Raw genomic sequence first — 20,631 nt, 5'->3', positions numbered from 1 at the left:
TGTTTTTTGCTATCCAAAGGACCTATGGTGAGCTCTCTCTCGCAATCCCCACAACCGCCGATTACCTTGCTGGTGTTCAACCCCATGGCCGAGCCGCTGCTCGACCAGATTCGCGCGCATGCTGAGGTGGTGTATGCACCCACCCCCGAGCTGCGCGCCAGCGCGGTGGCCTCGCACGGCGCCCAGGCGCAGGCCGTGTTGACCATTGGCTCGATTGGCCTGACGGCCGAAGAAATCGACCAGATGCCGCAGCTGCGCCTGGCCTGCACCTTGGGCGCGGGCTATGAAGGCTTGGCGCTGGATGCGCTGCGCGCGCGCGGCATTGTGCTGGCGACCGGGGCGGGCACCAATGACACCAGCGTGGCCGACCACAGCTTTGGTCTGATTCTGGCGTCCATGCGCAATTTCCGCACCCTGGACCAGCAGGCCCGCGCCGGTGTCGACCGCTACAGCCTGGCCCATCCGCCCAGCGTGTCGGGCAAGAAGCTGGGCATTCTGGGCCTGGGTCATATCGGCCTGAAGATCGCCAGGCGTGCCGAGGGCTTTGACATGCCGGTGGGCTACCACAACCGCCAGCCCAAGGCAGGGGTGGGCCACCGCTATTTCGATTCGCTGCATGCGCTGGCCAGCTGGGCCGATATCCTGGTCTGCGCCACGCCGGGCGGCCCGGGCACCAAGCACCTGGTCAATGCCGAGATTCTGCAGGCGCTGGGCCCGAGCGGCTACCTGATCAATATTGCGCGGGGCTCGGTGGTGGACACACTGGCGCTGGCTGCGGCCTTGAAGGACGGCACCATTGCTGGCGCCGGCATCGATGTCTATGAGAGCGAGCCGCATCGCCCCGAGCCGCTGATCGACCTGCCCAACATCCTCATCACGCCCCATGTGGCGGGCTGGTCGCCAGAGGCCACCCAGGCGAGCCTGACGCAGTTCATCGGCAACCTGACGGGCGTGTTCTCGGGTAAGGGCGCTGTGGCGCCCGTGAATCTGGGCGCTTAAGGCTCGGCAGAAAAAACACCCAGGCCGTCACCGGCCTGGGTGTGTAGCGCCTTATTTGGCGGTGATGCCCAGCGCCTGCTTGAACTGGAAGGGGTAGGGCGTCTTCTGCCAGGCCAGCACTTCTTCGCCCAGCAGGTAGGCCGATTGCGGAAACTGCTCGGCCCAGCCGGGGGCCACCTTGAGCGACCATTTTTCGGTCTTGTCGCGCAGGCAGATCTGGTCGAGCGCCGGGTCGCGGCGCGCATGGCACAGCAGGGTCGCGAGGCGCAGGCACAGCAGCTCCAGCGCAAAATCGCGGTCCTGCAAGAAGGCATCGACCTTGCGCAGCTTGCCCCTCTGCGCCAGCACCAGGGCTGCCAGGTGGGACAGCTCGGTTTGGGTAAAGCCGGGCACATCGCTGTGGCCCAGCACATAGGCGCCGTGGTGGTGGTGGTCGGTGTGCGAGATAAGGCAGCCGATCTCATGGAGCTGGCTGGCCCAGTCGAGCATGGGCGACTGCAGCTCGGCCGGCGCGGTTGCTCCCGCATAGCGGCGTGCCTGCTCGTACAAGGTGGCGGCAGTGCGCTGCACGCGGCCCGCTTGCGTGCGATCGACCTGGTAGCGCTCCTTGAGCGCGGCGATCGTGCGGTGGCGGATATCGCTGAATTCCTCGTGCTGCACCATGTCGCGCAGCAGGCCTTGGCGCAGCGCGCCGCTGGCAATGCGCAGCTCCTGGATCTGCAGCAGATCAAACACTGCGCACAGCACGGTCACGCCGCCGCCAATCACTGCGCGGCGCTCTTCCTTGAGGCCTTCAAGCCGCAGCTCGCTGGCATTGCCGGCAGCCAGCAATTGGTCGCAGAGCCAGTGCAGCTGCTCGCGCGTCACCACGTCGGGCTGGCCGCCGTGCAGCGCCAGCACATCGGCAATCGCGTTGGCCGTGCCCGAGGTGCCATAGGCGCAGTCCCAGCTGCCGGGCACAAAATGGTGGGCTGCTTCTTCCATCACCGCCTGCGCGGCGATCTGCGCGGTTTTCAGCGCCGATTTGCTGAATTCACCCTGGGGAAAATAACGCAACGACCAGGCCACGCTGCCCACGGGGAAGGAGGCCACGCGCTGCGAGCTGTAGCGCTGGCCCAGGATCAGCTCGGTGGAGCGGCCGCCGATATCGACCACCAGGCGGCGCTCGTCCGACGGGGGCAGCGAGTGGGCCGCGCCCTGGTAGATCAGGCGCGCTTCTTCGGGCCCGGAGATGATGCTGATCGGGTAGCCCAGAATCTGGTTGGCGCGCTGGATGAAGACATCGCTGTTGCGCGCCTCGCGCAAGGTCTGGGTGGCTACGGCGCGCACATGGGCGGCAGGAAAGCCCTGCAGGCGCTCGGCAAAGCGGGCCAGGCAGTCCCAGCCGCGCTGCATGGCCTCGGCCGTCAGCAGGCCTTGCTCATCGAGGCCGGCGCCCTGGCGCACCATCTCCTTGAAATATTGCACGCGTTCAATATGGCCAGCGGCATAGCGGCCAACTTCCAGGCGGAAACTATTGGATCCCAGATCCACCGCGGCAAGCAAGGTGCCATCAAGCATAAGTGTCGTCATCTATCGGTTCTGCAGTCGAGGCAGGCAGCATAGCACCTGACTCTCTAGGTGACTCCGCTATACAGCGGCATGCTGACAAAACTTTAAAAGTAAGTCTTTCGCGTGAATCTAATATGACAATCCTGTGCGCTGTTGTTGTGTGACATCGACCCCCGTACGGGGCAAATTGGGTGAAAAATGTCATGCCAGTGTCATATACATTTTTTACAGTTCACTCCATTGCGTTTCATCACCAACAGGAGTTTTCATGAAAGTGTCCGCGATTCGAGTGCTGGTAGCTGGTCTGGTTGCCGCCGGTGCGTTTGCCCATGTGCACGCCGAAGAGGCTACCGGTGCCGGTGCAAGCTTCCCAGCTCCACTGTATTCCAAGTGGGCTGCTGACTACAACAAGGCCACTGGCGTCAAGATTAACTACCAATCGGTGGGTTCGAGCGCCGGTATCAAGCAAATCGATGCCAAGACCGTGGACTTCGGTGCCTCCGACATGCCTTTGAAGGACGAAGAGCTGGCACAAAAGGGTCTGGTGCAGTTCCCCACCGTGATCGGCGGCATTGTGCCCGTGGTCAACATCAAGGGCATCACCCCCGGTCAACTCAAGCTCAACGGCCAAGTGCTGGGCGACATCTACCTGGGCAAGATCACCAAGTGGAATGATCCAGCGATCACCAAGCTGAACCCCGGCGTGGCTCTGCCAGACGCCACCATCGCTCCCGTGCGCCGCGCTGACGGCTCGGGCACGACCTTCGGCTTCACCAACTACCTCTCCAAGGTCAACACCGAGTGGAAGGAAAAAGTGGGTGAGGGCGCTGCCGTGAACTGGCCTACCGGTGCCGGTGGCAAGGGCAACGAAGGCGTGGCCGCCTATGTGGGTCGCCTGCCTAACTCCATCGGCTACGTGGAATACGCCTACGTCAAGCAAAACAAGATGGTCTTCGCCCAGCTGCAAAACGCCGATGGCAACTTTGTCAGCCCAGAAAGCGCCAACTTCAAGGCCGCTGCTGCCGGTGCCGACTGGAACAAGAGCTTCTACCAGATCCTGAACAACCAGCCTGGCAAGGATGCATGGCCCATCACCTCGGCTACCTTCATCCTGATGCGCAAGCTGCAGGAAAAGCCAGCCCAGGGCACCACCTCGCTGAAGTTCTTCGAGTGGGCTTACACCTCCGGTGACGGCACTGCTGACGGCCTGGACTATGTGCCAATGCCTGCCAGCGTCAAGGACATCATCTACAAGTCCTGGGGCGAGATCAAGGACGGCAGCGGCAAGGCTGTGTTCGCCAAGTAAGTCGAAAAATGATGGGCCGCTCGGGTAGCGGCCCTTTTCCACACTGAATGGAATCAAACGTGTCGACATCCTTTCCTGTTCAAAACAAAACGGTTGCCGCCGGCAAAGCGCAGATGCAATCCAGCCAACCGCCAACGCGCAAGCCTTGGCTCTCCAACTCCGTCGCTGACGGCTTTTTTGCGTTCCTCGCGCGCGGTGCTGCGGTGCTGACCCTGGCCCTGCTGTTGGCCATCATGGGCTCGCTGATCGTCGGCGCCTGGCCTGCCATCCGTGAATACGGCATCGGATTTTTCTTCAACAGCGAGTGGGATCCTGTCCAGAACCGTTACGGCGGTCTGGTGATGATCTATGGCACCTTGGCCACCTCGTTCATTGCGATGCTGATCGCTGTGCCCGTGAGCTTTGGCATTGCGCTGTTCCTGACTGAACTCTCCCCCGTCTGGCTCAAGCGCCCGCTGGGTACCGCTGTGGAACTGCTCGCTGCCGTGCCGTCCATCGTCTACGGTATGTGGGGCTTGATGGTGTTTGGCCCCTTGCTGGCCACCTATGTGCAGCAGCCGCTGCAGAACCTGTTCCAAGGCGTTCCTTACATGGAAGCCTTCTTCTCCGGCCCTCCCGTCGGTATCGGTATTTTCTCGGCCGGCGTGATCCTGGCCATCATGGTGATCCCCTTCATCGCATCGGTGATGCGTGATGTGTTTGAAGTCACCCCCGCGCTGCTCAAGGAATCGGCCTATGGCCTGGGTTCCACCACCTGGGAAGTGATGTGGAAAGTCGTGCTGCCCTACACCAAGACCGGTGTCTTCGGTGGCGTGATGCTGGGCCTGGGCCGCGCACTGGGCGAGACCATGGCCGTCACCTTCGTGATCGGTAACATGAACCAGCTCAACTCGCTGTCCATCTTTGAAGCGGCCAACAGCATCACCTCGGCACTGGCCAATGAGTTCGCCGAAGCCGGCGAAGGTCTGCACCAGGCATCGCTGATCTACCTGGGTCTGGCCCTGTTTTTCATCACGTTCATCGTCCTGGCCTGCTCCAAATTTATGCTGAGCCGCCTGCAAAAGAATGAAGGAGCCCGTTCATGACCACCGGAGAAAGCTTGATCCAGGCATCCGATCTGGCCAGCCAGCGCGCTGCCAAGTACCGTGCACGCAACCGCGTCAACCAAGTCGCGATTGCCCTGTCCCTCGCAGCCATGGCCTTTGGCGTGTTTTGGCTGATCTGGATTCTGTGGGAAACCCTGCGCCTGGGCGTGGGCGGTCTGAGCGTGGCCCTGGTCACCCAGATGACCCCGGCTCCCAATGAAATTGGCGGTATCGCCAACGCCATCTGGGGCTCGCTGGTGATGGTGACCCTGGCCACCTTCGTGGGCACGCCCATCGGTGTGATGGCCGGTATCTACCTGGCCGAGTACAACAAGACCGGCTGGCTCGCGTCGGTGACCCGCTTTGTCAACGACATTCTGCTGTCGGCACCCTCGATCGTGATCGGTCTGTTCGTCTACTCGATGATCGTGATCCGCTTCAAGAGCTTCTCGGGCTATGCCGGTGTCATTGCGCTGGCGCTGATCGTGATTCCGGTGGTCATCCGTACCACCGAGAACATGCTGATCCTGGTGCCATCGAGCCTGCGTGAAGCGGCCTACGCACTGGGCACGCCCAAGTGGAAGGTGATCAGCATGGTGACCTTGCGTGCCGCCCGTGCCGGTGTCATCACCGGTGTGCTGCTGGCCGTGGCCCGTATCGCTGGCGAAACCGCTCCGCTGCTGTTCACCGCACTGAACAACCAGTTCTGGAATACCGACTTGTCCAAGCCGATGGCGAGCCTGCCGGTCACCATCTTCAAGTTTGCGATGAGCCCTTATGAAAACTGGCAACAACTGGCCTGGGCAGGTGTCTTCCTGATCACGCTGGCGGTGCTGGGTCTGAACATTCTTGCGCGCAGCATGGCGCGCCAAAAATAAGTATTCACAGGTGAACCCTATGTTGACAAAAACCAATGCGGCTAACGCCAATGCACTGAACTCCAAGATCTCGGTGCGCGACCTGAACTTCTACTACGGCAAGTTCCACGCGCTCAAGAACATCAACCTGGAAATCCCGGAAAACAAGGTCACCGCCTTCATCGGCCCGTCGGGCTGCGGCAAGTCCACCTTGCTGCGTACCTTCAACCGCATGTACGAGCTCTACCCCGAGCAGCGCGCCGAAGGCCATATCGGTCTGGATGGTGAAAACCTGCTGACCAGCAAGCAGGACGTGGCCCTGATTCGCGCCAAGGTCGGCATGGTCTTCCAAAAGCCCACGCCGTTCCCGATGTCCATCTACGACAACATCGCCTTTGGCGTGAAGCTGTTCGAGGACCTGAGCAAGAGCGACATGGAAGAGCGCGTGGAATGGGCGCTGCGCAAGGCCGCGCTGTGGACCGAAGTCAAGGACAAGCTGGGCCAAAGCGGCTCGGGCCTCTCCGGCGGTCAGCAGCAGCGTCTGTGCATTGCCCGCGGTATCGCGATCAAGCCCGAAGTGCTGCTGCTCGATGAGCCTTGCTCGGCGCTGGACCCCATCTCTACGGCCAAGATCGAAGAGCTGATCGCTGAGCTGAAGGACGACTACACGGTGGTGATCGTGACCCACAATATGCAGCAGGCCGCCCGCTGCAGCGATTTCACCGCCTACATGTACCTGGGCAGCCTGATGGAGTTCGGTGCCACCGAACAGATGTTCTTCAAGCCCCAGCGCAAAGAGACCGAAGACTACATCACCGGTCGTTTCGGCTAAGCCGCGCGGTCACGCCAACCACTACAACGAAAAGAGCCTGATATGACAGAAAAACATCTCTCATCACAGTTCGACAGCGAGCTCAACAGCATCTCCTCGCGGGTGATGGAGTTGGGCGGCCTGGTCGAGTCCCAGATCCAGCAGGCCATCTACGCGCTGTCGCAGTTCAGCACCGAGGCCGTCGAGCGCGTTGAAGAGCAGGAAAAGCGCGTCAACCAGCTGGAAGTGGACATCGACTACGAACTCTCGACCATCATTGCGCGCCGCCAGCCCACGGCCCGCGATCTGCGCTTGCTGATAGCTTTTTCCAAGGCCACGGCCAACCTGGAACGCATGGGTGACGAAGCCCACAAGATGGCCCGCATGGTCGGCTCCATCATTGACAGCGGCGCCGCCCGCTCGCTGCCGACCTCGGACCTGCGTGTGGCCGCCGAGCTCGCCTCGGGCCTGCTGCGCAAGACCTTGGATGCCTTTGCCCGCCTGGACACCACGGCGGCCGTGTCGATCCTCAAGGAAGACGACCTGATCGATGCCGAGTTCGACGGTTTTGTGCGCAAGCTCATCACCTACATGATGGAAGATCCGCGCAAGATCTCGCCGAGCCTGGACCTGCTGTTCCTGGCCAAGGCCATCGAGCGCATCGGTGACCACTCGAAGAATGTTGCCGAGCTCATCATCTACCTGGTCAAGGGTATCGATGTGCGCCACACCACCATGCAAGAAATCGAATCGAGTGTTTTGTAGAGTCTGAGTTATGAAAAAACTGCCACGCGTTCTCATTGTCGAAGACGAGCCCGCGATTGCCGAGCTGATCGCGGTGAACCTGCGACACAACGGCTGCCTGCCGATCTGGGCAGAGGATGGTGATGCTGCACAGCGCGAGTTGGACGCGGTGCTGCCCGATGTGATCTTGCTGGACTGGATGCTGCCTGGCCAAAGCGGCCTCTCGCTGGCGCGCAAATGGCGTGCGGATGCCCGCGTCAAGGGCATCCCCATCATCATGCTGACCGCCCGCGGCGATGAGCCCGACAAGATCGCCGGGCTCGATGCCGGTGCCGATGACTACATCACCAAGCCTTTTTCCACGCAGGAGCTGCTGGCCCGCATCCGTGCAGTGCTGCGCCGCCGCATTCCCGAGCAGGTCAACGACAGTGTGACGATTGGCGAGCTGGTGCTGGACGCGGCCACGCACCGCGTGACCTTCCAGGGTGAGCTGCTCAAGCTCGGCCCCACCGAGTTCAAGCTGCTGCACTTTTTGATGAAGCATGCCGAGCGTGTGCACTCGCGCTCGCAGCTGCTCGACAAGGTCTGGGGCGACCATGTCTTCATTGAGGAGCGCACCGTGGACGTCCACGTCAAGCGTCTGCGCGAGGCCTTGGGCGCTGCCAATGTGATGGTGGAGACCGTGCGTGGTGCCGGCTACCGCATCACCGGCCAGCCCCAGGCGCTGCAGCGCGCTTAGCTTGCAGCCTGCCTGTGATGCGGGGATACTTCCGCATTCGGGCAGCTTGCTCTTTTTTTGTAGGCTGCGCTGGTCGCAGCTTTTTTTGTTTTTGAGCGTTAGGCCTGCATGCTGTTTCGCATTGTCAGTTTTTTGTTTTTTCAGGCCCTGGGCGCGGCCCTGGGCTGGTGGCTGGGGCAGTTGCCCGGTGCACTGTTGGCGGCCATCATCGGGGCCTGGTGCTGGTTTGTCGTCGATGTCTGGCGCGGCAACAAGGTGGTGGGCTGGCTGCGGCACGGCGACGCGGACAGCGCCCCGCAGCTGATGGGCATGTGGGGCGAGGCGGCCGACCGGGCGCGGCGCCTGGTGCGCCAGCTGCAAAAGAACGAGGCGCAGTCCGATGACCGGCTGCACCAGGTGCTGACGGCCATCCAGGCCTCGCCCAACGGCGTCGTGCTGCTCGACGAGCACAGCCATATCGAGTGGTGCAACCAGACTGCATGTGACCACTTTGGCTTCAATCTGGAGCGCGACCATATGCAGGTCATCACCAACCTGGTGCGCGCGCCGGAGTTCATCGGCTATTTCAACGCCAACAATTTCAGCAAGGATGTGGTGATGGTCAGCCCGGTGATGCGCGCGGCCAGCCCGATGCGCATGTCGGTGCAGATGTTCCCCTATGGCGGCAACCGCAAGCTGCTGCTCTCGCGCGATGTCACCTCGATGGAGCTGGCCGATGCAATGCGGCGCGACTTTGTCGCCAATGTCTCGCACGAGATCCGCACCCCGCTGACGGTGCTGGCCGGCTTTATCGAAACCTTACAGACCCTGCCGCTGAGCGCCGAGGAGCGCACCCAGTACCTGGCGCTGATGTCCAACCAGGCCCACCGCATGCAAGGCCTGGTGGTCGATCTGCTGACCTTGTCGCGCCTGGAGGGCAACCCACCGCCCAGCCTCAATGAATGGGTCAGCGTGGGCAGCCTGCTCAAGCGCTGCGAAGAAGATGCGCATGGCCTGGCGCGCATGATTGCCAAGGATGGCGACAAGCCCTTGCAGCTGTTCTTTCCGCAAGAGGATGCCGATGCCGGCCACTACGAGCTGGCCGGTGCCGGCAATGAGCTGCAAAGCGCGCTGTCCAACCTGGTCAACAACGCCGTGCGCTATACGCCAGCGGGCGGCGAGATCCGTGTGCAGTTCATGCGCCAGCCCGATGGCTCGGGGCGCGTCAGCGTCACCGACACCGGCCCGGGCATTGCGCCCGAGCATATCCCGCGCCTGACCGAGCGCTTCTACCGCCTCGACCGCAGCCGCTCGCGCGATACCGGCGGCACGGGCCTGGGTCTGGCCATCGTCAAGCATGTGCTGCAGCGCCACGGCGCGCAGCTGCAGATTCGCAGCACGATCGGCAAGGGGTCGGAGTTCAGCGTGGTGTTTCCACCGTCACGCGTGCGCCAGCAGCTGACGGAAGAACTGGTCTAAGCGCTCATCCGCACCGCGTTTTTGGTGACGCGGTGCAGCAAGACCAAAAAGCAGGCCGCCGCCAGCACCAGCGCATAGGCGGCGCACATCCAAAAAGCGATGGGGGAATCCATCGCCGGGCGGCCGGCGATGCCGTGGTAGGCCAGCTGAAAACCACCCCACAGGCCCACACCCCAGAGCAGGCTGCAGTACACCAGCAAGGGCGTGACGGTGATGCGGTAGCTGCGCAGCACAAAGATGGACACGGTCTGGCTGGCATCGGCCAGGTGGTAGAGGCTGACCCAGCCCAGCAGGCCCAGCGCGATGGCCGCCACCTCGGGCGTAGCGGTGTAGATCGGCACAATCCAGCCCTTGGCGAGCCAGACCAGCAGCGACAGTGTGGCGGCCAGGCCCATGGCCGAAAACAGGCCCAGAAACACCACCTGGCGCGCCCGCGTCTCATCACCCGCGCCGCGCCAGTAGCTGGCGCGGGCGCTGGTGGCAATCGCCAGCGACAGCGGCACCATGTACATCAGTGCCGTGACATTGGCCGCAATCTGGTGCGCAGCCGACGAGGCCGTGCCCATGCGTGCCACATAGAGCGCCATCAAGGTAAAGGAGGTGATCTCGACCAGGATCGACAGGCTGGCCGGTACACCGAGCTGCGCAAACTGGGCCAGGGTGGGCCAGTGCGGCCGCTCCAGGCGGCGCCAGATATCGGCTGGCGCATAGACGGACTGGCTGCGCAGCAGCCACCAGCCCAGGCCGCAGAGCAGGAAATTGACCACAAAGGTGGCCCAGGCGCAGCCCAGCACGCCCATCGGTGCCAGGCCCAGGCCGCCAAAGGTGAACCAGATGGACAGCGGCAGTTTGACCAGCAGGGACATGGCCTGCAGCCAGGTGACCATCTTGGGTTTGCCCAATGACTGGCTCAAGGTGCTGAAAATGCGGAACAGCAGCGCGGCCGGCAGGCTCCAGCCGATGATGGCCAGGTAGCTTTTGACCAGCGACTGCAGCTCCTGCGGCACCTCGGTCCAGCGCAGGATGGGCGCGGGATTGAACAGCACGGCCCAGCCCAGCAAGGTAGCGGCCAGGCAGATGTAGAGGGACTGGCGCAGCGAGGCGCCAATGTCGGCATGGCGGCGCGCGCCGTGCATCTCCGACCAGATCGGCATCAGCGCCTGCAAGAGGCCCATCAGCGAGACATAGACGGTCACAAAGATGGCCGAGCCCACCGACAGCGCGGCCAGCGAGGCCTCGGCATGGCGGCCGGCGACGATGGTGTCGACCACGCCAAAGCCCATCACGGCAATCTGGCCGACAAACACCGTGCCCGCATGCTTGGCCAGCACCCGCATATCGCGGCCTGCCAGCAGGCGCGTCAACATCTCCCGCATACGCGCCTTCAACCCGGTTGACGACGGTAGATGACGATCTCCGCGTTCTTGTCGGTCGGGCGGGCCACGGCGGCCAGGCGCTTCCACTCAGGGCCCAGCACCTCGTTGCTCGGGGTGCGCTGCGATTCGAGCGGCATGGCCAGCCAGTTGCAGGATGCGCTGGTCGGGTCGGTCAAGGTCTTGAGCTGCCAGCCGCCCTGGGCCTGCATGGCCACAATCTGCGAGCGGCTCAGGCCCCAGGCGGCCACGCAGCCGGCCGAGGCGGGGGCGGGCAGCACCTTGGCCAGCGCCTGCACCTGGGCGGTGTAGCTGCGGCCATAGTCCAGCATCGGCATCCAGATGCTCATCAGCAAGATCCAGCTGAGCACGGTGCCGCCCGCTGGCAGCACCAGGCTGCGCCAGATCTCGGGCCGGTTGCGGCGTGCGCGCCAAAAGGCCAGCGCGCACCAGGCCAGGGTGGCCAGTGCGGCAATGACAAACTGCGGCAGCGAAAACTGCGCGACAAAATCAGGCGCGATACGGGCCACATTGGCGGCTGGCTTGGCCGGCGTGCCGGTGTAGACCGCCAGCCAGATCACCCAGATGGTGATGGCCGCTGCGCTGAAAAACAGCAGTGTGAACCAGTCGATCAGCGCCGCCATCGCGCGGCGGAAGGTGGGCAGCGCAAAGGCGGCCAGCGCGGCAAATGCGGGCAGGCCCAGCAGCAGCGCACGGTCAGACGGGGTGGTGATGACGGTGTTGACCAGCGCCAGGGCGCCCAGCAGGATGGGCAGCCACAAATGGCGATGCACAAAGCGCCAGTCGGCTACCTGGCGGCGCCAGATCCACAGCGACCACAGCGCCAGCGGCCAGGCCGGCCACACATACCAGACCACCAGCTCAAACAGCGGGCGCAGCTGGCGGAAATGCTCGGCCGGCAGGATGCGCCATTGCCACTGGTGCAGGTAGACAGCCAGCAGCAAGGCGGCCACGCCCAGGATGGCAAAGGCACCGGCCGCCTGCAGGCTGCGCGCGCGCAGCTTGGCATCGACGGGGGTGAGCGCCAGGATCAGGGCCACGCCCAGACCGAGGCAGACCGCATAGGTGGGCGCGCCGCTCAGCGCCAGCATCACCAAGCCTACCGCGCCTATGCACAGCGGCGTGGCAAAGCGGATGGGGATGCAGGCGGCCGCATAGAACACAAAGCACACGCCCGACAGCTGCACCACATAGCTGCTGGCCTCGTGCGAAGGCTGGGCCAGGCCCAGGCAGGCAATCAGCGCAAGCAGGCCGCCATCGGCCATCGCGCGCGCATAGTCGATCTCGTTGGCTTCGCCGCCAAAGGCAAAGGCGACGGGGCCGGCGCCCGGGCTGCGCGCCAGGTAGTACACGGCATACCAGGTGGCCATCAAGGCCAGCCACAGCAGGGCGGCAAACGGCAGGCGGCTGGCCAGCTCGGGCGAGATGAAGTCGCCAAAAGCCTGGATCGCCCAGGCGCCCAGCCAGTAGGGAATCAGGCCCTCGGTGTCCGGGCTCAGGCCCAGGATCTCCGGCGCCAGCCACGGAGTCCGGCCTTCTGCCAGCGCCAGCGCGTAGCCATAGCTGGTGATGTCCAAGGTCTTCCAGGGCGCGCGGGCGATAAAGCCGGGCACCACATAGGCCAGGCACAGCAGCAGCAAAAGCGCACGCGGCAGAGGGCGTACAGCGGCTTGGGAGACGATGGCTGGGGTTGGAAAATTCACACAGGCTTACCAGAGGGAGCAAGGCTCAGCAGCTTATCAGGCCCTGCACCAGAAATGTAGGAGAACCGCGCATTGTCTGCGCGTCCACCAGGCGGGTCAATGAAAAAAGGCAGTACGGTGTCGCACTGCCTTTGGGTTGCCAAGACAAAAAGGGCGCCAGGCCTTGCAGCCCGAAGCCCTTTTGCCAAAAGCAAATTACTTCTTGCCGAAACGGTTGCGGAAACGCTCCACACGGCCGCCCATGTTGTCCACCGACTTTTGGGTGCCGGTGTAGAAAGGGTGCGACTCAGACGAGGTATCCAGCTTGAACAGCGGGTATTCCTTGCCTTCGAAGGTTTCGGTTTCCTTGGTGTTCACGCAGGAGCGGGTCACAAACTTGAAGCCGTTGGACAGGTCCACGAACAACACTTCGCGGTAGTCTGGGTGAATGCCTTCTTTCATGATTCTTCCTTAGGTCAAGTGCGGGAGCCGTGCCAAGCCGGATGCAACCTCTGCATCCCAGTAAACTGGGCGTACTTTCCGCAATAAAAGCCCTCCATTATTGCATAGGATGGGCTTGTTTTCAGTAAAACCTCGGGTTTCAGTCGGCTGATGGCTTCGGTGGCCTGCGCCTGAAGCATTGCAATGCGTTGATTTGGCAAGCTTTAAGCCGGCTTACGCCCCGCATGCAGCCAGACGGGCGCCATTGGGAAATCCAGCCGCCCCAACGCGCGGATCTGGCCAAAGCCCGCTGCTGCCATGTGCTGGGCGATATCGCCCGGGCGCGGCAGGTAATGGCCGCGCAGCACCAGGCCGGCGTAAAACGGCCAGACGCAGGCGGCCATCGCCGGGTCATCGGGCCGCTCGGCATGGGCCAGCAGCAGCAGGCCGCCGGGCTTCAAGGCCTGCCACATGCCGCGCACGGCCTGGGCCGGGTCCGGCAGAAAGTGCAGCATCGACGAGCACCAGATCAGGTCAAAGCCCTGGCCATAGTCCTGCTGCTGCACATCGCAGCCTTGCGCAGCCATGCGCCCCTGCAGTCCGGCCTTGGCAATGTTCTCGGCGGCCACGGCGGCGGTGGCTGGTTCATCGCAGACCAGCCCCTGCCAATGGGGTAGCTGCTGGGCCAGCGCCATGCCGATATGGCCGGGGCCTCCGCCCAGATCGAGCAAGCGCCCCGTGGCGGGCAGGGGGCCCAGTTGCGCCAGCAGATGCGCCATCGCTGGCACGGTGATCGCGCGCTGCTCTTGCCCGATCTGCACGCGGGCCGCCTGGGCCCAGCTGCCGGGCGGCGCGGTCATGGCCACGCTGCCTTTTGCCAGCCACTGCGGCCATTGGCTGGCCAAGCCGGACAAGGCCTGTTGCCGGTACTGCCAGGCCTGCGCGCAGTAGTCGGCTGCGCCCGTCAGAAAATAGCGCTGGGCCAGCGCCGAGCTGGCAAACAGATCATCGCCTTGCGCATGGTTTGCACGCTGGCGGTCAAGCAGGTCCATGCTCCACAGCAGCTCCAGCCAGACGGCACAGGCCCCTGCATGCAGCCCCAGGCGTTCTGCCACCGCCTGGGCGCTGGCGGGCTCGCGCAGCTGGTCAAACAGCCGCTGCGCCAGCGCTTGCTCCAGCGCCTGGCTTTGCAGTGGAATCGCAGCCAGGCGCCACAGTGGCTGCAGCGGATGCTCGGTCTGAAAATCCATGCGCATGGTCAAGCCCCCGCTGTGCAGTGAAACGGAGGAGGATTGCCTGTCGATAAGAGGAGGTGTGCCATGGTTGCGGTCCGGGTGCTTAGGGGGGGGGGATACAGAGCCTTCACTATAAATTTCAAATGCAAATAGGTATCATTTGAAATTTAGGCAAAACGGAGCATTGCTTTGGCAGGGCGGAATCCTTCGCGGTGCTGGCGCCTGCTGCGGCCAGAGAGGCAGTCTTGGTCTACCGAATCAATAGCGCAGATGCCAGCGCACCCCAGCGCCTGGGCCCCTCGGCCTGGTGGCGCTCCAGCCTGCCCGCGCAGCTGGGCCATTGCGCCACCGACCGGCTGCAGATTGAGCCCGGCCTGGCGCTGGTCTATATGGATTACCAGCCCAACCGGCCCTTGCTGGAAGCCAGCCTGCTGGAGCGCGAGAGCCGCTGCCTGACCTTGACCGTGGCGCTGCAAGGGCGGTCCAGCACCACCGGTGTGGATGGCCAGCGTTTTGATTTTGTCGCCGGCCACAGCACCTTGGCCGCTTTTGCCTCCGTGCGGGGCGAGCGCTGCTTTCCGGCCGGGCAGGCGGTGTGTCAGCTGCGGCTGGTGGCCGATGAGGCCTTGCTGCAGCGCTATGGACTGGCCGATCTGCTGGAGGGTGTGCGCTTTGACCAATCGGCGCGCGCGCTGCATTTTGGCGCCTATGGTGCGAGCACCGCGCAATGGGCGGCGGCCTTGCTGCCAAGGCATGCGCAAGAGGGGCGGGATGAGCGAGGTGCGTTGCTGGGCATGCAGATCGCCGCGCTCAGCCTGCTGTCCGAGCAGACCCGCCAGCTGCGCCCGCCGCCAGCCACGGCGGCCCCATTGCGGCCCGCAGACCAGGACAAGATTCTCCAGGCGCGCGACATCCTGCTGCGCGACTATGCCCAACCCTTGACGGTAGCCTACCTGTGCGCAGCGGTAGGCACCAACGCCTTTGCGCTGAAAACCGGCTTTCGCCAGCTCTTGGGCACCAGCCCCCACCGCATGCTGACCCGCATCCGCATGGAGCGCGCCTGGGCATTGCTGGACAGCGGCCAGCGCGTATCGGCGGTGGCCTACCAGGTGGGCTACCAGCATGTCTCGAGCTTCAGCACGGCCTTTGAGCGCCACTTTGGCCGGTCGCCCAAAACGGTGGCGGGAGAGCGCTGGCGCACGCGGGCATGAAAAAACCCTCCGTGTTGAGCGGAGGGTTGGCAGGCCGGTGGGCGCAGGGCGGGGTTTAGCCGCCGCGGCGCATCATGTCGAAGAACTCGACATTGCTCTTGGTCTGTTTCATGTTCTTGATCATCAGCTCCATGGACTCGATCTCGTCCATGTTGTACATGAACTGGCGCAGGATGCGGGTCTTTTGCAGGATCTCGGGAGCGAGCAGCATCTCTTCGCGGCGCGTGCCGCTCTTGTTGAGCTCGATGGCCGGGAAGACGCGCTTTTCGTACAGGCGGCGGCTCAGGTGCAGCTCGCTGTTGCCGGTGCCCTTGAATTCTTCAAAGATCACTTCGTCCATGCGGCTGCCGGTGTCGACCAGGGCGGTGGCGATGATGGTGAGTGAGCCGCCTTCTTCGACATTGCGGGCCGCGCCAAAGAAGCGCTTGGGGCGCTGCAGCGCATTGGCGTCCACACCGCCGGAGAGCACCTTGCCTGACGAAGGCACCACGTTGTTGTAGGCGCGGGCCAGACGGGTGATCGAGTCGAGCATGATGACGACATCCTGGCCCATTTCCACCAGGCGCTTGGCGCGCTCAATGACCATCTCGGCCACGTGCACGTGGCGGGCTGCGGGCTCGTCAAAGGTCGATGCAATGATCTCGCCCTTGACCGAGCGCTGCATTTCCGTCACTTCTTCCGGACGCTCGTCGATCAGCAGCACCATCATGTGCACATCGGGGTAGTTGGCGGTGATGGCGTGTGCAATGCTTTGCATCATCATCGTCTTGCCGCTCTTGGGGGCGGCGACGATCAGTGCGCGCTGGCCACGGCCAATCGGCGCGATGATGTCGATCAGGCGGCCGGTGATGTTTTCCTCGGCCTTGATGTCGCGCTCCAGACGCATCTGTTCCTTGGGGAACAGCGGCGTCAGGTTCTCGAACATCATCTTGTGCTTGTTCTGCTCGGGTGGCAGACCATTGACCTTGTCGAGCTTGGTCAGTGCAAAGTAGCGCTCGCCATCCTTGGGCGTGCGCACTTCGCCTTCAATCATGTCGCCGGTGTGCAGGTTGAAGCGGCGCACCTGGCTGGGGGAGATGTAGATGTCGTCGGTGCTGGCCGTGAAGCTCGTGTCGAGGCTGCGCAGAAAGCCAAATCCGTCGGGCAGGATTTCGAGAACGCCATCGGCAAAAACCTGTTCACCGGCCTTGGCCCGCTTCTTGATGATCGCAAACATCAACTCCTGTTTGCGCATGCGACCAGTATTTTCAATTTCAAGCTCTTCTGCCAGCTTGAGGACTTCAGACACATGCAGTGCCTTGAGCTCATTTAAGTGCATGGATAGACTCCAGAACGGAGTAACTGTTAGAGGTAGGGGGAATGCAGAGCCGGTGCAATAAGCGGGAGACCGCGAAGCCGGAGACCATGCTTGATCTATTCTTGGTCGGAATACGATCGGTGATCTAAATGTCGATTATAGACAGGTTGCTGCAGGAACATCCTGCCTGAATTATCAACTATATGTATCAGGCGGGACAGTGAGCGGCTAGGTTTTTTGATTTTTTTATAAAAATACAGAAAAATCAAATGCTTGAAAAATGCAAAAAGCACGGCAGAAACCGTGCTTTGTTGGCGATGGCCGCCAGATTGGGCCAGCCATACCGGGATGCAGACGCGCGGGACGCGCATCCAGGGGCTGGATTTAGGCCAGTTGCTCGTCCAGGAAGGCCGTCAGTTGGGCCTTGTTCAGCGCGCCCACCTTGGTGGCGGCCAGTTCGCCGTTCTTGAACAGCATCAAGGTGGGGATGCCGCGGATACCGAACTTGGCCGAGATGGCGCGGTTCTCATCGACATTGACCTTGGCGATCTGCAGCTTGTCCTTGTAGCTGACCGACACTTCTTCCAGCACCGGAGCGATCTGCTTGCAAGGGCCGCACCATTCGGCCCAGAAGTCCACCAGAACATTGGTGTTGGGTTGCAGAACATCGCCTTCAAAGCTGGCTTCGTTGGTGTGCTTGATCAGGGATTCCGACATGGCAGGTTCCTCGTTAAATTTTGGGTTTTTTGGCGCCAGGGGTTGCGCCATGGACAAAAGTTGAGGCCATTGTGACAGAAAGCAAGGCCGGGTGCAGGCAGCGCGCGCTGCATCTGACGCGTTGTAGGGGCGCAGGATGTCAAGCACAATGCGCTCTCAGAGGGACAAGAGGGTCCGGGCATGCAGCCTTGCTATGCCGGAGTTTGAAACTATCAATCGCTGCTGCCGCTTGCAAGCGACGGCGGCAAGAGGAGATGCCATTGGCACTGCTGAACAGGGACAGCGCGTCTGTCTATGACACACCACCGCACGGCGACTTTGTGCGCTATGTGGACCAGCTCATCGCCCGGCAGAACCCCGGTGCCGCCCATACCACGGGCAGCATGCAGCGCCCGGCGCGGCCAGGCCATGGCCAGGCGCCATCGGCTCCATCCGGCCAGACGAGCAGCAACCCGATCGCCGACCAGGCCCAGGAGCTGCTCGACCGCATCCGCCAGATGGACCAGGTGCGCAAGGACAGGCGCCAGGGCGCGGCGCAGACGCTGACCACTACAACGCGCAGCAGTTCAGGCGCAGCCACCACATCGATTTTTACCTCTGCCGGCAGTGGCAGTACAGCCAGCAAGAAGCCGTTCAGCGGCTTCAAGCTCATCGGGGTGCTGATCGCCGCGATCCTGGGCATCATGTTTCCGCCACTGGGCATCGTGATGCTGATTGCGGCCTTCAAAAAGGGCTGGTCGCAAAAGAACTAGGCGGCCACAGAACACGGCCCCACCGGATGCCGCAGGGGGCAGGGTGGGGGAGGTGCAGTTCCTTGCATTTGTATGCATACGGTAAATGCCTGTAGGCCGGTGCACCAACTGCGCTGGCGGGCGTTGTGTATATGCTAGCCTTCGCTGCATTGATAGCTGAACCACCACCATGATTGTTGACCTGAAGATTCTCGACCCCCGCATGCAAGAGCAGCTGCCCCAGTACGCCACCCCTGGTAGCGCCGGCCTGGATTTGCGTGCCTGCCTCGATGCCCCTTTGACGCTGGAGCCCAATGCCTGGCAGCTGGTGCCCACCGGCCTGGCCATCCATTTGCGCGACCCTGGCTATGCCGCGATGATCCTGCCGCGCTCGGGCCTGGGCCACAAGCATGGCATCGTGCTGGGCAACCTGGTCGGCCTGATCGACAGCGACTACCAAGGCCAGCTGATGGTCAGCGCCTGGAACCGCAGCAGCCAGCCCTTTGTGCTGCAGCCGATGGAACGCCTCGCGCAGATGGTGATCGTGCCGGTGGTGCAGGCGAGCTTTCAGGTGGTCGAAGATTTTGGCGATGTGTCCGAACGCGGCGCCGGGGGCTATGGCTCCACCGGCACCAAGTAAGCCACCGCAAGCTACTGAACCTGGCGGGCCCTTGGTGGCCCTGACCCCCTCGTCATTTTTGTGATCTGAAAGGAGAGCGCAATGTCTCAAACAAATCCAAGCTCGCGCAGCCTGCTGCAACGTGCAGGCAAGCTGGGCCTGGCCCTGGCGGCCGCCTCGCTACTGGCGGCCTGTGTGCAGGCACCTCCCCGTTATGACAACCGCTACCCGCAAGGCCCGGCGCCCCAGCAACAGGGCAGCTACCCGCAGCAGGGCGGCTATCCGCAGCAGCAAGCACCGTACGGTATGGAATACGGCACCGTGGGCAATATTGAAGAGCTGCGCTCGCAGTCGCGCAGCACCTCCGGCGTAGGCGCCATCTTGGGCGCCGTGGTTGGCGGTGTGCTGGGCAACCAGGTCGGCGGCGGCTTTGGCCGCATGGCCGCCACTGCAGCCGGTGTGGCCGGTGGCGCAGCGGCCGGCAATGCGCTGGAGCAGTCGTCGGGCAGCGGCCGCAGCACCGTCAGCGGCTACCGCATCCATATCAACCTGCAAAACGGCGGCCAGCGCATTTTTGATGTGCCCAACCCCGGCGATCTGCGCCCGGGCGACCGCGTGCAGATCAACCAGGGCCAGATCTCGCGTTATTGATCGGCGCAGCGCCTGCCAGGCTTGGGTGAACCCCGATGGGCAGGCGGCTGGCGCTGGGACACAATGGCGCCGCGTGTCTCAAAAAGCGTGTACACCGCAACGGTGTGCACGCTTTTTTTGCGTGATCTTCCCTCCCGATTGTCGACCACACCAAGGTGCCACCATGTTCCAGAAGAAAACCAACACCCTCGCCGCCATGGCCCTCAGCGCGACGGCGCTTGCAGCGCTGTCTCTGCCTGCCCAGGCGGGCCCCCGGCTCGATGCCATCATGCAGGCCAAGGTGCTGCGCGTGGGCACCCCGGGCGACTACCGCCCCTTTGCGATGAAGGCCGATGGCAAATACGCCGGCCACGATATCGAGGTGGTCGAGGCCATGGCCAAGGAGCTGGGGGTCAAGGTCGAGTATGTGGACACCAGCTGGCCCAAGCTGATGCAGGACCTGCAGGACAACAAGTTTGATGTGGCCGTGGGCGGCATCACGCGCAATGTGGCGCGCCTGAGCAAGGTGCAGATGCTGCCGGGCTACGCGCCGTTTGGCAAGGTAGCCCTGGTGCGTGCGGCCGACAAGGACAAGTTCACCACGCCCGAAAGCCTGAACCAGGCCAGCGTGCGCGTGATCAAGAATCCCGGCGGCACCAACGAGGCCTATGTGCTGCAGAACCTGAAGAATGCCCAGGTCAGCACGCATGACAAGAACGCCGAGATTCCGGGCCTGATCGCCGACGGCAAGGGCGATGCGATGATCACCGAGACCTATGAGGCGCTGCACTACAGCAAGGCCGACCCGCGCCTCTACGCCGCCTACCTGGACAAGCCGCTGACCCCCGTCAACCAGCTGGGCTTTATGCTGCCGGTGGACGATGCCGACTACCAGCGCGTGATGCAGTTCACCTGGGATGTGCTGGCGCTGCGCGGCGTGTTGCAGCAAGAGGCGCAGAAATGGCTGAAATAAGCCGCTAAGCCGCCAGCAAGGCCAGCGCGCAAGCCGCCTGGTCTGCATGCCGTTGCCAAGGTACAGGGCGCCCAGGGGGTGCTCCACCGGTGCAGGCGTTGCAGACCAGGCGGTTTTTTTGTTGGTGCGTGCCGGCTGCAAAAGCTTCGCG

At 63.0% G+C, this 20,631-nt stretch carries 20 protein-coding genes; 13 read left to right on the top strand and 7 right to left on the bottom strand.

Going from position 1 to position 20,631, the window contains the following annotated elements:
• The first annotated feature begins 27 nt into the window (after positions 1–27).
• Entirely contained in the window at positions 28–999 is a 972-nt protein-coding gene (locus WH303_RS16835; RefSeq protein ID WP_445228301.1) for a 2-hydroxyacid dehydrogenase, read from the top strand.
• 51 nt (positions 1,000–1,050) lie between these two features.
• Here the strand turns inward: WH303_RS16835 and WH303_RS16830 are convergent, their stop codons facing one another.
• On the bottom strand, positions 1,051–2,559 hold the full coding sequence (locus tag WH303_RS16830; RefSeq protein WP_445228305.1) for a Ppx/GppA phosphatase family protein: 1,509 nt from the start codon (positions 2,557–2,559) through the stop codon (positions 1,051–1,053).
• Between the two features lie 259 nt (positions 2,560–2,818).
• On the opposite strand from WH303_RS16830, the gene pstS reads away from it, so the two are divergent.
• The 7 genes from pstS (at position 2,819) to phoR (ending at position 9,550) form a co-directional block, all read left to right on the top strand.
• On the top strand, positions 2,819–3,856 hold the full coding sequence (gene pstS / locus WH303_RS16825; RefSeq protein ID WP_339519890.1) for a phosphate ABC transporter substrate-binding protein PstS: 1,038 nt from the start codon (positions 2,819–2,821) through the stop codon (positions 3,854–3,856).
• Positions 3,857–3,969: 113 nt separating this feature from the next.
• Positions 3,970–4,941: a phosphate ABC transporter permease subunit PstC gene (gene pstC / locus WH303_RS16820; RefSeq protein ID WP_043339725.1), complete on the top strand. Its 972-nt coding sequence runs from the start codon at positions 3,970–3,972 to the stop codon at positions 4,939–4,941.
• Positions 4,938–5,819, top strand: a complete 882-nt coding sequence (pstA, locus tag WH303_RS16815; RefSeq protein ID WP_312986472.1) for a phosphate ABC transporter permease PstA — start codon at positions 4,938–4,940, stop codon at positions 5,817–5,819. Before pstC ends, pstA begins: the two co-directional genes overlap by 4 nt.
• A 19-nt stretch (positions 5,820–5,838) precedes the next feature.
• Positions 5,839–6,630, top strand: a complete 792-nt coding sequence (pstB, locus tag WH303_RS16810; protein WP_021026589.1) for a phosphate ABC transporter ATP-binding protein PstB — start codon at positions 5,839–5,841, stop codon at positions 6,628–6,630.
• A 42-nt stretch (positions 6,631–6,672) separates the two neighbouring features.
• Positions 6,673–7,374 (top strand): phosphate signaling complex protein PhoU, encoded by a 702-nt coding sequence (phoU, locus tag WH303_RS16805; RefSeq protein ID WP_021026590.1) that lies wholly within the window; start codon positions 6,673–6,675, stop codon positions 7,372–7,374.
• 10 nt (positions 7,375–7,384) lie between these two features.
• Positions 7,385–8,092, top strand: coding sequence for a phosphate regulon transcriptional regulator PhoB (phoB, locus tag WH303_RS16800; protein ID WP_021026591.1), 708 nt, complete (start codon positions 7,385–7,387; stop codon positions 8,090–8,092).
• Positions 8,093–8,200: 108 nt separating this feature from the next.
• Positions 8,201–9,550: a phosphate regulon sensor histidine kinase PhoR gene (gene phoR, locus WH303_RS16795; RefSeq protein ID WP_021026592.1), complete on the top strand. Its 1,350-nt coding sequence runs from the start codon at positions 8,201–8,203 to the stop codon at positions 9,548–9,550.
• Here phoR and WH303_RS16790 read toward each other — a convergent pair.
• The 4 genes from WH303_RS16790 to WH303_RS16775 all read right to left on the bottom strand — a co-directional run bounded on the left by WH303_RS16790 (position 9,547) and on the right by WH303_RS16775 (position 14,317).
• Entirely contained in the window at positions 9,547–10,926 is a 1,380-nt protein-coding gene (locus WH303_RS16790) for an MATE family efflux transporter (protein ID WP_339519887.1), read from the bottom strand. The genes phoR and WH303_RS16790 overlap by 4 nt on opposite strands.
• 8 nt (positions 10,927–10,934) lie before the next feature.
• The gene (locus WH303_RS16785) at positions 10,935–12,647 is read right to left on the bottom strand and encodes a hypothetical protein (protein ID WP_339519886.1); all 1,713 of its coding nucleotides are present in this window, start codon (positions 12,645–12,647) and stop codon (positions 10,935–10,937) included.
• Between the two features lie 195 nt (positions 12,648–12,842).
• Positions 12,843–13,088: a type B 50S ribosomal protein L31 gene (locus tag WH303_RS16780; RefSeq protein ID WP_021026595.1), complete on the bottom strand. Its 246-nt coding sequence runs from the start codon at positions 13,086–13,088 to the stop codon at positions 12,843–12,845.
• 203 nt (positions 13,089–13,291) lie between these two features.
• Entirely contained in the window at positions 13,292–14,317 is a 1,026-nt protein-coding gene (locus WH303_RS16775; RefSeq protein WP_339519884.1) for a methyltransferase, read from the bottom strand.
• Between the two features lie 230 nt (positions 14,318–14,547).
• On the opposite strand from WH303_RS16775, the gene WH303_RS16770 reads away from it, so the two are divergent.
• Positions 14,548–15,513, top strand: coding sequence for a helix-turn-helix transcriptional regulator (locus WH303_RS16770; protein ID WP_339519883.1), 966 nt, complete (start codon positions 14,548–14,550; stop codon positions 15,511–15,513).
• A 55-nt stretch (positions 15,514–15,568) separates the two neighbouring features.
• Here WH303_RS16770 and rho read toward each other — a convergent pair whose 3' ends face one another.
• A complete protein-coding gene (gene rho / locus WH303_RS16765; RefSeq protein WP_021026598.1) occupies positions 15,569–16,831 on the bottom strand; it encodes a transcription termination factor Rho in 1,263 nt (420 codons plus the stop codon).
• A 363-nt stretch (positions 16,832–17,194) separates the two neighbouring features.
• Positions 17,195–17,527 (bottom strand): thioredoxin TrxA, encoded by a 333-nt coding sequence (gene trxA / locus WH303_RS16760; RefSeq protein WP_027010832.1) that lies wholly within the window; start codon positions 17,525–17,527, stop codon positions 17,195–17,197.
• 260 nt (positions 17,528–17,787) lie between these two features.
• Here trxA and WH303_RS16755 point away from each other — a divergent pair, with 260 nt between their 5' ends.
• From WH303_RS16755 to WH303_RS16740, 4 genes are all read left to right on the top strand, one after another.
• On the top strand, positions 17,788–18,279 hold the full coding sequence (locus tag WH303_RS16755) for a hypothetical protein (RefSeq protein ID WP_339519882.1): 492 nt from the start codon (positions 17,788–17,790) through the stop codon (positions 18,277–18,279).
• Positions 18,280–18,448: 169 nt separating this feature from the next.
• On the top strand, positions 18,449–18,898 hold the full coding sequence (gene dut / locus WH303_RS16750; protein ID WP_021026601.1) for a dUTP diphosphatase: 450 nt from the start codon (positions 18,449–18,451) through the stop codon (positions 18,896–18,898).
• Between the two features lie 81 nt (positions 18,899–18,979).
• The gene (locus tag WH303_RS16745) at positions 18,980–19,528 is read left to right on the top strand and encodes a glycine zipper 2TM domain-containing protein (protein WP_339519881.1); all 549 of its coding nucleotides are present in this window, start codon (positions 18,980–18,982) and stop codon (positions 19,526–19,528) included.
• Between the two features lie 163 nt (positions 19,529–19,691).
• Positions 19,692–20,480: a transporter substrate-binding domain-containing protein gene (locus tag WH303_RS16740; protein ID WP_339519879.1), complete on the top strand. Its 789-nt coding sequence runs from the start codon at positions 19,692–19,694 to the stop codon at positions 20,478–20,480.
• Positions 20,481–20,631: the final 151 nt, after the last annotated feature.

The sequence above is a fragment of the Comamonas sp. MYb69 genome (assembly GCF_037479315.1).
In the GTDB taxonomy this organism is placed as follows: Bacteria; Pseudomonadota; Gammaproteobacteria; order Burkholderiales; family Burkholderiaceae_C; genus Comamonas.
The sequence above is the reverse complement of the archived record's forward strand: the minus strand, read 5'-3'. Positions and strand labels throughout refer to the sequence as shown.